Origin of the sequence: Allomuricauda sp. ARW1Y1 (genome assembly GCF_013407935.1) — a bacterium.
In the GTDB taxonomy this organism is placed as follows: Bacteria; Bacteroidota; Bacteroidia; order Flavobacteriales; family Flavobacteriaceae; genus Flagellimonas.
The window spans coordinates 853,555-866,287 of record NZ_JACBZU010000001.1; the positions used below are offsets into that span (position 1 = coordinate 853,555).

Here is a 12,733-nt window from a genome sequence, read left to right on the forward strand (position 1 = left end):
CTAGTATGTTTCAAATTCATCAAGGTGTGGCGTATTCCACTTCAGTTGTTTTTCATCCATCACACGGTCTACCAAATCAATGATTTCACCGTTTTGGATGATTTCGATTCCTTTTTCGATGTCATCGGCAAAGACACGGTCGTTTTCGGCAAAAGCCACCTTGGTTCTCAGGAAGGTATGGATTTCATCCAACAGAATGCCCGATTTTAAAGGTTTTCTGTATTCAAAGGCCTGTGCTGCCGTCAACAATTCAATGGCGAGGATTTTCTCTACATTCCCAATAATGTTGAGCGCTTTTCTACCGCTGATGGAACCCATGCTCACATGGTCTTCCTGTCCCAAAGAGGTTGGGATACTGTCCGCACTGGCAGGAAAGCAAAGGCTTTTGTTCTCGCTGGCCAAAGCAGCGGAGGTGTACTGCAAGATCATATAGCCCGAATTGATGCCCGTATCCTTCATCAATAATTTGGGAACACCAGGGCTATTGCCTTCCAGGGCCAAGTAGATGCGTCGGTCGGAGATGTTTCCGATTTCCGAAGCTGCCAAAGCTGCATAATCCAAGGCCATGGCCAAGGGCTGTCCGTGGAAATTGCCCCCGCTGATGGTCAATTCATCATTGACAATGACGGGATTGTCGGTGACCGAGTTGAGCTCGATTTCCAATAGCTCTTTCAGGTGAAGCCAAGCATTTCGCGAAGCGCCATGCACTTGAGGCATACAACGAAGGGAGTAGGGGTCTTGCACCCGTTCGCAATCGATATGGTCTTCCAAGATCTCGGAACCTTGGAGCAGGGTGCGTATCCTGCCTGCTACGTGCTGATTGCCTTTGAAGGGCCGTAGTTCATGCAATTCTTCAAAAAAAGGCTTCATGGAACCTTGCAGTCCTTCGAGCATCATGGCACCGACAATATCGGCTTGACGCAGACAGCGTTGCAATTTATGAAGGACCAACACCCCGTGGGCTGCGATAAATTGGGTGCCGTTGATCAAGGCGAGACCTTCTTTTGGACCCAATTCCAAGGGTTGCAACCCTGTTTGTTGAAATAATTCTTGTGTTGGGATGGTTTCACCTTGGTATTCCACCTTACCCAAACCAATTAATGGTAAAAACAAATGGGATAGGGGCGCCAAATCGCCAGAAGCCCCGACCGAACCTTGGGATGGCACCACGGGAATGGCATCGTTTTCCAAATGCCAAAGCATGCGTTGCAGGGTGGTTTCAGCGATGCCTGAATAGCCCTTGGCCAAGGCATGGATTTTTAGAATCAACATGATTTTGGCCAATTCCGTGGAAATGGGTTCCCCGACGCCTACGCTGTGACTTTTCAGTATATTGGATTGAAGGATTTTGGTGTCCGCTTTGGAAATTTTGGTGTTGCACAAAGGACCAAAACCTGTATTGATGCCGTACACCGTATCGCCTTTTTCCACGATACGTTGCACCCGTTGGTAACTTGCATTCACATTTTTGAGGCATTCCTTGGAGAAAACACCTTTTATGGTGCCATGGGCCAAGCCCAAAGCTATACTCGCGGTCAAATGGTCTTCGCCAAAGTGAAATGTTCGGTCTGTCGCCATATTTTTAGATTAGATTACTAACTGATTGTCCGCGATACTCCCATGAATTAAAAGATGTCAGGTCGAGCGCAGTCGAGACCTTTTTTAGGAATCTAAGTTCAATAACTTCTCGACTGCGCTCGAAGTGATATTGAGGCATGATTAATCGCGGTTATTCAAAAGTATCAATTAGGTTTAATAATTGCCAATACTTATTTTTGTAATAATCAATAAGTATGAATTATCAAATAGAGCTTCGACATTTCATCTATTTTTTGGCCGTGGCCGAAGAGCTTCACTATCGGAAAGCTGCCGAAAAGCTATTTATTTCTCAGCCTGGTTTGAGTACCCAAATCAAACAGATGGAGGAAATATTGGACACTCAACTGTTTGTAAGGGACAAGAAGAAAGTCAGCCTGACCCCAGCAGGTGAGTTTTTGAAAAAGGAGGTGGAATTCATCCTGAATCATCTGGAACAGACCAAAAAGCAAGTCAAACTCATTGGAGAGGGACAGTTAGGGGAAGTGCGAATCGGTTTTTTGGGTTCGGCCATGCAAAATGTTGTGCCGAATCTATTGCTTCAGTTAAAGGAAAAGTTTCCCACCGTGCACACTACTTTGGAGGAGCTTTCCAATCGGGCACAGATCAATGCTATTTTGGCTGACCGTTTGGATTTGGGCTTTGTCCGATTGTCGCGTGTCCCCAGAGGACTCGAGGTTAAACCTGTTTTTGAGGATACCTTTTCCTTGGTATTGCCGGAGAATCATCCTTTGGATGAATCCAATTTTATGGGTATCCATCAGGTGGCGGATGAGGATTTTATACTGTTTTCCCAAGATTATAGTCCCATGTACTATGATACGGTGCTCAGTATTTGCGAGGATAGCGGTTTTGTGCCCCGGGTTTCCCATAAATCGGTGCATGCGCAGACCATTTTTAAATTAGTGGAGAACAAACTGGGTATCGCCATTGTACCGACTACGCTTCAATATGGATTCCAAATGAAGGTAAAGTTTATCGAAATGGAAACTATAAAGCAAAGGGCCGTGTTGAGCATGGTCTGGAAAACGGATAATCGGAACCCTGCGCTCCAAAAATGTATGGACTTGCTCAATAAATTATGATGTGAATATTTTGGGGTGTAACTTTGGATTTGTCAATTCGAGTGATTTCTGGAGTGAAGCGAAGAAAATTGTATTGAGAATTAGCGTTTCAACTGCTAAGTAGTTCTCGACTGCGCTCGAACTGACGTTTTGTTTGCAATCAGCTTTTGAATAAATAAAAATCAATTTTTACAAGTATGATTTTTGAATTAATTAAGGAGCGAAGAAGTATTTTTCCTCCACAATACGTAGATAAGCCCATCGCTAAAGAGATCTTGGAAAAGATTTTGGAAGCGGCCAACTGGGCACCTACCCATAAAAAAACGGAACCTTGGCGCTTTAAGGTGTTAACCGGTACAAAGAAGGATGAAATGGGGGTATTCCTTTCCGAAAAGTATCAGGAAGTGGACCCAAAACCAAAACAGACCACTATAAACAAATTAAAAGAGAACCCTGCACGTTCCGCTGCAGTGATTGCCATTTGCATGCAACGTGACCCTAAGGAAAGCCTTCCAGAATGGGAGGAAATCGCCTCAACGGCCATGGCGGTGCAAAATATGTGGTTGTGTTGCACCGAATTGGGTATTGGCAGTTATTGGTCGTCGCCCGGACTCATTAAATACATGGATGAGTTTTTTGACCTAAATGAAGGCGAAAAGTGTTTAGGCTTTTTCTATATGGGTTATTTTGATGGAGAAGTGATTCCTTCTGCAAGAACACCCATCGCTGATAAAGTGGGGTGGTTTGACTAACTAAACGTAAACAGGTCGCCTGCGTATTTGATGGTGATGTATACGTAAAAAACAGCGTACAGGGCAGTTACCACAAACTTCATAAAAGTACCGGTCAAAAACCCTAAAAATGAACCGAAAGCCGCCTTCATGGCGGTTTTTTTATTGGCTTTGTTCAGTAATTCACCGACCAAAGCACCAATAAATGGCCAAATGATAATACCCAATGGACCAAATATGGGAACAACCAAGGCAACCAGAAGTCCTACAATCGTGCCCCACATCCCTGCTTTACTGCCACCAAAGCGTTTGGTGCCCATGGCGGGTATCACATAGTCCAAAACGGTAATGGCAATGGCGATCACAAAGGTTACTCCCAGAACCCACCAGTTATCCGGAACGGCTTTGGTCAAATAGAGCAGTAGTAGGCCCACCCAGCTAATGGGAGGTCCTGGCAATACGGGCAAAAAGCTACCCAGTATCCCCACCAGCATCAGCAGAAAGCCTAAAATAAGGAGAGCAATGTCCATGGTCGTGTTTTCATATTAGACAAATGTAGCCGACAATTGTTACAAACAAAATCAAAATAAAACCCTGTCCCTAATTTTTCCGTAGGTACATTTGAAACAGAATATAAAAGGTTGTGGAATCGAGAAACGCACATACGGAAAAAGGTTTGGTCCGAATAGGATGTACCCTAATGTGCCTGTTTTATTTATTGGGACTGTTTAATACTGTTGTATTGGAAACCCTTCACGAGGTTTCCCACGCGTTATCCCCTAGAACCCATCATCATAACTTTACTTCGGAACACAAAGCCATTGACTATTCTTCCTTGGAGGCCATGGCCGGACACTCGCACGAAGCTTTGGAGGCATTGAAGGAATTATTGCAAAACAGTCCATCCGATAAACAGGAAATGCCCGAAAATAAGAACCTAAAATTGGATAAACATTTTACCGTTGCAAGTCGTACCGAATCCAACCTACAGGAGCTTGAAGTTAAAAATGTGTGTTGGGGATATCAAGATGGTGCGCTTGCGTGGTATCAAACGGTAAACACGCCTCCTCCCCAGCATGATCAGCACCTAAACTAGACCACTTTATTATCAGTTTTATTTCCTATTGAAACTGGTCTAGTCCCTTATTGCCAAATTTTAATCACCACACAAATTTAATTACAACGACATGAAATATTTTATGGCGGCATTGTCCATGCTTTGCATGGGTACAATCGCTGCGCAAAACGTACAGGGACAACTTGTGAATCAAGTTGGTTCCCCAATAGAAGATGCCGGTATTTTCAACAAAACCAGCGGGCAACATAGCCATACCGATGGGACAGGCTATTTTGTTCTCAACAACACATCGGTAAACGATACCATTTACTTTTCCAGATTAGGATATGCCACACTCACTAAAGTGATAGATAAAGCAGATTTACAAAACCCATTGACCATTGTGATGGAAGAAAGTTCCATTTCATTGGACCAAGTGGTGTTGGTATCAGAGGTAGATGCCTTGAGTAGGGTTGTGGATGTGGATGTAAAGACAGATCCTGTAAAATCATCACAGGAAATCCTAAGAAAGGTGCCTGGCCTGATCATTGGACAACATGCTGGTGGCGGAAAGGCAGAGCAAATATTCCTGCGAGGTTTTGATGTGGACCACGGGACCGATGTGGCCATCAATGTGGACGGCATGCCAGTAAATATGGTATCGCACGCCCACGGACAGGGATATGCGGACCTCCATTTTGTGATACCAGAGACCATCGAAAACGTAAATTTTGGAAAAGGGCCCTACTATGCGGAACAAGGAAACTTTAATACCGCTGGCTATGTAGACCTAAAACTCAGAAAGAGTTTGGATAAAAGTATGATATCCACCGAAGTGGGACAGTTTGGCACGCGCAGATTTGTGGGCATGCTCAATCTCATGGACAACCAAAACAGCAACGCCTATGTGGCCTCGGAACTGTATCTGACGGACGGCCCGTTCGAATCACCGCAAAATTTTAATCGTATCAATGTTATGGGAAGGTATCGCTATGCGCTGCCAGGTGACCAAGAATTGCTGTTGACAGCTTCACATTTTTCGAGTAGATGGGATGCTTCGGGACAAATACCGCAACGTGCCGTGGACCAGGGATTGATAAGCCGATTTGGTGCTATTGACGATACCGAGGGCGGACAAACGAGCCGGACCAATTTCGTTTTGAACCACAGTAAAAATATGGGAATAGGAAAATCCTTAAACACTACGGCTTTTGTTTCCCATTACGATTTTGAACTTTACTCCAACTTCACCTTTTTCCTGGAAGATCCTGTGAACGGAGATCAGATTAGGCAATTTGAAGATAGGCTGATGGCAGGCGCCAAAACTGTTTTCCAGGATAATTCGGCCAATTTGGGTGGTATGGAATTTAAATACAATGCAGGAGTTGGTTTTAGGTATGACAATGTGGATGACAACCAATTGTCCCGAACGCTCAACCGTCAAGAACTATTGGAACGTTTGGCTTTTGGCGATATAGATGAAATGAATGGCTACGCCTTTGCGGGGGCCAGCTTCAAAACGGGAAAGTTTACATTGGAACCAGCCCTGCGCATGGATTATTTCCGATTCGATTACAACGACAAGACAAGCGAGCTTTACGATAGCCGAAGTGAAGAAAAAGTAGCGTTCAGCCCTAAATTCAACACGATTTATAGTCCGACAGCGAAAACACAGTTCTTTTTAAAAACCGGTATTGGTTTTCACTCCAACGATACTCGGGTGGTGGTAGCCAACGGAGGGGAAGATATCCTACCAGCCGCTTATGGAGTCGATTTTGGAACCATTTTGAAGCCAGCTGACAAATTGGTTTTAAATGCCACCTTGTGGAGCTTGTTTCTAGATCAGGAATTTGTGTACGTAGGGGATGCCGCCATTGTGGAACCCAGTGGAAAAACCCGTCGCATGGGGATTGAGGTAGGAGCAAGGTATCAACCTATGGATTGGCTTTACCTGTACACGGATGCCAATTACACCCACGCCCGCAGCACCGAGGAAGCCGATGGAGAAGACTTTATCCCTTTGGCGCCAGACTTTACCATGGTAGGAGGGTTGACCGTGGGAGGAAATCAAGGATTTTCTGGAGGAATAAACTACCGGTATATTGACGATAGACCTGCCAATGAAGATAATAGCATAGTGGCCGAAGGTTATTTTGTGACAGATGCCAATCTGAATTACAGCGTCGACAATTGGACTTTTGGATTGATTGTGGAGAACCTGTTCGACACCGAATGGAACGAGACACAGTTCGCAACCGAAAGCCGTTTGTTCAACGAGTCCAACTCTTTTGAAGAGATTCATTTTACACCAGGAACCCCTTTTTATCTTAGAGGAAAGGTTACTGTGACCTTTTAATATTTGATAGTGTAAAAAATTGTCACCTCGAGCGCAGTCGAGAGGTTATTTAGTTGGAGATTTATATCGGTGTCGCATCTCGACTGCGCTCCATATGACCGCGCCCCCTTAAACCGTTGATAAAGGGTAAAACAAGTACAGCGACTTACATAACTACCCGCCGGCATACCACGCTGGCGGATTTTTCACACATTTTACAACTAAAAAATTAGTTTAAACTAAATATTTAGTTATATTAGCGATGTCATTTCGAATTGTCAGACTGAGCGCAGTCGAAGTCAAGATGAGAAATCTGAACTAATGCTCAAGGATTTAGTTCGGATCATAAGGAATATGAATTGGATTCCCGATTGCTTGGGAATGACCACTAAAACGTATCGAATGAAACAACTCACCAAGGCAGAAGAAGAAGTAATGCAGCTCCTTTGGAAAATTAAAAAGGGCAATGTGGCCGCCATTTTGGAAGAATTACCGGAACCGCGGCCAGCCTACAACACGGTTTCCACTATTGTTCGGATTTTGGAGGACAAGGGTTTTGTGTCGCACGAAAAAGTAGGCAAGGGCCATGTGTACTTTCCCTTGGTTAAAAAAGAAGAGTATAGTAACCAACGATTGAATACTCTTATGGAAGGCTACTTTCAAGGGTCATTTTCCAGCATGGTGTCCTTTTTTATGAAAAAAAACGACATCAGTCTGAAGGAACTGGAAGCTATTATGAAGAACATTAAAGATAAAGAGCAATGATTACCTATATCCTAGAATCCTTAGCATTTCAATTGGTCTTTTTGTTGGCTTACGACCTTTTTCTAAAGAAAGAGACCTTTTTTCAATGGAACAGGACCTATCTATTAGGTACGTTTGCCCTATCCATTATTTTGCCCTGGGTGAAGGTCGAAGCCCTGACCACCCCGATGCCGGACGGTTTGCAAACCACTACGGTATTTTTGACCCAATTGAACGGAGTCGTACTTGGACCGGGCGCAGAAGAAACAAGTATCCTGCAACAAATCTCATGGCCTTATTTGGTGTTGGGTCTAGGGAGTTTATTCGCGACAATCTGGTTTGCTTATAAATTGGTACAAATAAAAAGACTTCGCCATAAAGGTGCAGTGGAGCATTATCGGGAATTTACCAAGGTGACCGTGCCCCAAAGCACGTCTGCTTTCTCCTTTTTCAGAAACATTTTTATGGGAGAAGAGATCCAAAAGGACAAAGAGGACAATATTTTGGCCCACGAACTGGTCCACGTAAAGCAATGGCATTCTTTGGACCTGCTCTTTTTTGAATTGGCAAGAATTGTTTTCTGGTTCAATCCTTTGGTGTACATCTACCAGAACAGGGTGGCCGAGCTCCATGAATTTATTGCCGATGAAAGGGCGGTCAAACATAACAAAGCGGACCATTTTGAGATGCTGTTGTCCCAAGCCTTTCATACGCAGAACATCAGTTTTGTGAATCAATTTTTCAATAGATCATTAATCAAAAAACGAATAGTCATGTTACAAAAAAAGAAATCCAAAGCCGTTTGGCAGTTAAAGTATGTATTGTTGTTGCCGTTGGTGCTGGGGATGTTGGTGTACACTTCTTGTGAAAGTGAAAAATCAAATACGGTATCAGACTCTGAGCGTCAACTCTCTTTGGAGGAGCGTCTGCAGATGTTGAACAATGAAATTGAGGGTAAGGACTCGCTAACGGAAAGCGAACGAAATCAAATCGCAAAAATGGCCCAAACAATGATTGATCAGACGAATAAGTCAGCTTCAGAAGTAAATGGTTGGACTGTAAAAGCAGGAATTAACCCTCCAGCCAGTGTGGAGAGGGATAGTACTGATGCCGTAGCTTTTGCTGTAATAGATGAAGTGCCAATCTTTCCCGGATGCGAAAATGCAGTGGATAAAAAGCAATGCTTTAATGAAAAGATTGTAGAGCACATCAAAAAACACTTCAGATATCCCGAAGCAGCAGAAAAACAAGGAATTCAGGGTCGTGTATCGATTTTGTTCACCATAGACACGAATGGCGAAATTTCTTCTATCAAAAAACGAGGTCCCAGTGAAATCTTGGAGAATGAGGCGGTACGAATCATTGAGCGATTGCCTAAAATGCAGCCAGGCAAACATAAAGGAGAAACAGTGAATGTGCCTTTTGCCATTCCAATTACATTTAAATTGAAGGATCAGGCCAAAGACGAAAACGAACAGACCAATTCCAACAAGGGGGAAATGAAGGTAGGCGGTATTTTGGCCAATAAAGACAATGCTTCACTTTTCATCGGTAAGGTAACCGATGAGGAATCCATGGGCATACCCGGGGTAACTATTTCGGTAGTGGGAAAAAATGAAGACGTTATTTCGGGCTTTGACGGACATTTCAAAATTGTGGTCAACGAAGGGGAAACGCTGAAGTTTCAATACATAGGTCTTCCCAACAAATTGGTTCGAGTGGACAAAAAGGAATTCTTAATAGGTCTATTGGAAAAAGCAAATGCCGAAAATAAAAGCTAGTTACATAGCATTGATTTTGTTCTCATTCCAAGCCGGTGCACAAACATCGGCTTTGGCCATTGCCGACAGTTTGTATGCCTTGGGTAACTATGCTTCGGCCATCAACGCTTATGCCAAGGTGGGGGACAAAAAGGCCAACCTGCAGATCGCACGGGCCTACAATGCCATCGGAAATTATGACAAAGCCATAGCCCAATACACCGATATTTTGGACAATGACCCTCAATTTGAGTTGGCCCGTTTTGAACTGGGCAAGTTGTTGTTGAAAACCAAAAATGTTGGACCAGCCATGGAAATGTTTCAGGTCTTGGTGTCATCGGAAGGGCAAAACCCCGAATATTTCTACTACCTGGGCAGGGTCTACGAGTCTATCGACAACACCGAAATGGCCAACTCATCCTACAAAACTGCTGTGGAAATGGACAGTACCCACCTACGGAGCCTTTACGCTTTGGGCAAACATTATGTGGGCAAAGAAATACGGGATTCCGCTTTGGTCTATATCGATCAAGGGCTTCGGTTTTATGAAAACGATGTGGCGATGATCAATTTAAAGGCCTTGGCATATTACAATAATGGTCAATTTTCATTGGCCATCCCCCATTTTGAGCGGTTGCTGGAGTTGGGCGAAGAAAAGGCCTTTGTGTACGAGAAATTGGCCTATTGCTATTTCCGAAACTGGGAGCCCGAGAAAGCATTGGAAACCTATCATAAACTGAAAGTTTTCCCAGATAAATTGGCTACTGCCTATTCAGGGTTGGGAGAAGTGTATTTTGAGGAAAAGGTATTGGACAGTGCACAGTACTATGTTGAAAAATCCATAGAGGAACGAAGGGTCTTTTTTCCCCAAGAATATGCCGATTTAGGCCGGATAGCGCGCCTCAAGGGACAGACCAAAAAGGCTATGGATTACTATGTAAAGGCGTGGGAAGAAAACAAAGAGAACTATTATAATTACTATCAGGTTTGTGTTTTGGCGGATGAATATTACAAGGACACCAAAACTCGACTGAACTATTATGAAAAGTTGCTGGAAATGTACCCTGATTTAGTTCCTTGGCTCGAGGAACGCGTCAAAAACAGAATCAGCGAGCTCAAGGAGGAAATCCATTTTGGCAGCAACTGATTTCTTCAAAATGTCGTAATTTCAGCCAAATTCTAGGGGCTGTCATGCAGAAGTTTGTTTTGTTAATCGTTTTTATGGGTTTGCTCGTATCCTGCGAGCTGTTCGAGTCCAAGGAGGACAAGACCCAAAAACTGGTCAATGAGGAACTTTGGGCCATCGATTGGAACGATGTGGACCAATACCCCCTTTTTGAGGATTGCGACGAAACTGCTCCCAAGGAGGCACAGCAAGAGTGTTTCCAAAACGTGATCACCGAATATTTCTCCGAAGCTTTGGCTGGATTGCAGTTTCAGGTGCGGAACGATATGAACGATACCGTCTATATTGATTTTTTGATTGATGAACACGGGTTTATATCCGTGTTGGGCGTTGAAGAAAAGACCTCCGTGCTCAATGAGATATCCGATTTCAACACCAAAATATCGGAACGCTTGAACGATTTGACCACCGTACGCCCCGCATTGAAGCGAGGCAACCCGGTAAGCCTGCGTTTTAGGCTTCCGCTGGTCCTAAACACCTATTGATTTGGCAACAGAAAAAATTATATTGGGCATAGACCCCGGCACCACGGTCATGGGGTTTGGCATTATTAAGGTCATCAATAAACAGATGCACTTTGTGCAAATGAACGAATTGATGCTCCGAAAATATGACGACCCCTACACCAAGCTCAAACTTATTTTTGAGCGGACCATAGAGCTCATCGATACCTATCACCCGGACGAAATTGCCATCGAAGCCCCCTTTTATGGCAAAAATGTACAGTCCATGCTCAAGTTGGGCAGGGCGCAAGGGGTGGCCATGGCAGCCGGACTTTCCCGCGAAATACCCATCACCGAGTACATGCCCAAAAAGATAAAAATGGCCATCACGGGCAATGGTAATGCCAGTAAGGAGCAGGTAGCCCGAATGCTTCAAAGCGTATTACAACTAAAATCCTTGCCCAAAAATTTGGACAGTACCGATGGGTTGGCCGCCGCCGTCTGTCATTTTTATAATGAGGGCAGGGTTGAGGTCGGAAAAAGCTATACCGGCTGGGAGGCATTTGTCAAACAGAACGAATCAAGAATCAAAAAATGAAAATTGTTCATTGCTAATTGTCTACTGTTAACTGACCACTGATTGAATGAGCGGTATTTACATCCATGTGCCATTTTGCAAGCAAGCTTGCCATTATTGTGATTTCCATTTTTCCACCCAAATGGGAAAAAAGGAAGCCATGGTCCGTGCTATTGCTAAAGAACTGGTATTGCGGAAATCGGAGGTACAGGATACTATTGAGACCATTTATTTCGGTGGAGGAACGCCATCCGTGCTTTCCCAAGGCGAGATGGAGACCTTGATTCAGGCAGTTTATGACAATTACAAGGTTGTGGATGACCCAGAAATCACCTTGGAAGCCAACCCAGATGATTTGGTGTCATCTCGAGCGCAGTCGAGAGATCTTTTCTCGACGTATAAAAATGTAGGGATTAACCGTCTCAGCATCGGCATCCAATCCTTTTTTGAACAGGACCTTAAACTGATGAACCGTGCCCACAACGCCCGTGAAGCCGAACAATGTATTTCGGAAGCCACGGAGCATTTTGATAACATCACCATCGATTTGATCTACGGGATTCCCGGAATGGACAACCAACGGTGGAGGGACAACATTCAAAAAGCGTTGGATTTTGGTCTGCCCCACATTTCCAGTTATGCCTTGACTGTGGAACCTAGAACGGCCCTTAAAAAATTTATAGAGAAAGAACTGATTCCCGATGTGGACGATGAACAGGCCCAAGAGCAATTCCACATTTTGGTGGATATGTTGGAAGCTGAAGGTTTTGTGAATTACGAAATATCCAATTTTGGCAAGCCCGGATTTTTCTCCCAAAACAATACCGCTTATTGGCTGGGAAAGACCTATATAGGGGTCGGTCCTTCGGCACATTCCTTTGATGGCAAACAGCGAAGCTGGAACATTCGGAACAATCCCATCTACCTCAAAAAAATCAACAAAGGCGAACTTCCTTTGGAAATTGAAACGCTTTCCACCACGGACAGGTACAACGAATATGTGATGACCGGACTACGCACCATTTGGGGCGTGGATTTGGATAAGGTAGCATCCGAATATGGTGAGAATTACTTAACCTACGTGAACCAACAAGCATCCAAATTTTTGGAACAGGGACTTTTGATGCTCGAAGATTGTAGACTGCTTACCACCAAAAAAGGCAAGTTTTTGGCGGATGGAATTGCTTCTGATCTTTTTATGCTTAACTTAAAATAGTAAATTGTCCGTCCTGTTTTGGCA

Annotated in this window: 12 protein-coding genes; 10 read left to right on the forward strand and 2 right to left on the reverse strand. The window is 44.0% G+C overall.

Features of this window, described 5'->3' with window-relative positions:
- The gene (gene hutH / locus GGE08_RS03895) at positions 1-1,578 is read right to left on the reverse strand and encodes a histidine ammonia-lyase (protein ID WP_179383572.1); all 1,578 of its coding nucleotides are present in this window, start codon (positions 1,576-1,578) and stop codon (positions 1-3) included.
- Between the two features lie 215 nt (positions 1,579-1,793).
- Here hutH and GGE08_RS03900 point away from each other — a divergent pair, with 215 nt between their 5' ends.
- Both GGE08_RS03900 and GGE08_RS03905 read left to right on the forward strand, forming a co-directional pair.
- The gene (locus tag GGE08_RS03900) at positions 1,794-2,681 is read left to right on the forward strand and encodes a LysR substrate-binding domain-containing protein (RefSeq protein ID WP_179383573.1); all 888 of its coding nucleotides are present in this window, start codon (positions 1,794-1,796) and stop codon (positions 2,679-2,681) included.
- Positions 2,682-2,857: 176 nt separating this feature from the next.
- Entirely contained in the window at positions 2,858-3,412 is a 555-nt protein-coding gene (locus GGE08_RS03905; RefSeq protein ID WP_179383574.1) for a nitroreductase, read from the forward strand.
- Here the strand turns inward: GGE08_RS03905 and GGE08_RS03910 are convergent.
- Entirely contained in the window at positions 3,409-3,921 is a 513-nt protein-coding gene (locus GGE08_RS03910; RefSeq protein ID WP_179383575.1) for a DUF456 domain-containing protein, read from the reverse strand. The genes GGE08_RS03905 and GGE08_RS03910 overlap by 4 nt on opposite strands.
- Positions 3,922-4,034: 113 nt before the next feature.
- Between GGE08_RS03910 and GGE08_RS03915 the strand changes: the two genes are divergently transcribed.
- The 8 genes from GGE08_RS03915 to hemW all read left to right on the forward strand — a co-directional run bounded on the left by GGE08_RS03915 (position 4,035) and on the right by hemW (position 12,709).
- On the forward strand, positions 4,035-4,487 hold the full coding sequence (locus GGE08_RS03915; RefSeq protein ID WP_179383576.1) for a hypothetical protein: 453 nt from the start codon (positions 4,035-4,037) through the stop codon (positions 4,485-4,487).
- 91 nt (positions 4,488-4,578) lie between these two features.
- On the forward strand, positions 4,579-6,804 hold the full coding sequence (locus GGE08_RS03920) for a TonB-dependent receptor plug domain-containing protein (RefSeq protein WP_179383577.1): 2,226 nt from the start codon (positions 4,579-4,581) through the stop codon (positions 6,802-6,804).
- A 381-nt stretch (positions 6,805-7,185) separates the two neighbouring features.
- Positions 7,186-7,548, forward strand: a complete 363-nt coding sequence (locus GGE08_RS03925; protein WP_179383761.1) for a BlaI/MecI/CopY family transcriptional regulator — start codon at positions 7,186-7,188, stop codon at positions 7,546-7,548.
- Entirely contained in the window at positions 7,545-9,308 is a 1,764-nt protein-coding gene (locus GGE08_RS16075; protein WP_257023946.1) for a M56 family metallopeptidase, read from the forward strand. Before GGE08_RS03925 ends, GGE08_RS16075 begins: the two co-directional genes overlap by 4 nt.
- Positions 9,289-10,434 (forward strand): tetratricopeptide repeat protein, encoded by a 1,146-nt coding sequence (locus GGE08_RS03935; RefSeq protein WP_179383578.1) that lies wholly within the window; start codon positions 9,289-9,291, stop codon positions 10,432-10,434. Before GGE08_RS16075 ends, GGE08_RS03935 begins: the two co-directional genes overlap by 20 nt.
- Positions 10,435-10,478: 44 nt before the next feature.
- Entirely contained in the window at positions 10,479-10,958 is a 480-nt protein-coding gene (locus tag GGE08_RS03940) for a hypothetical protein (protein ID WP_179383579.1), read from the forward strand.
- Between the two features lies 1 nt (position 10,959).
- A complete protein-coding gene (gene ruvC / locus GGE08_RS03945; RefSeq protein WP_127142183.1) occupies positions 10,960-11,514 on the forward strand; it encodes a crossover junction endodeoxyribonuclease RuvC in 555 nt (184 codons plus the stop codon).
- A gap of 46 nt (positions 11,515-11,560) precedes the next feature.
- A complete protein-coding gene (gene hemW / locus GGE08_RS03950) occupies positions 11,561-12,709 on the forward strand; it encodes a radical SAM family heme chaperone HemW (protein WP_179383580.1) in 1,149 nt (382 codons plus the stop codon).
- Positions 12,710-12,733: the final 24 nt, after the last annotated feature.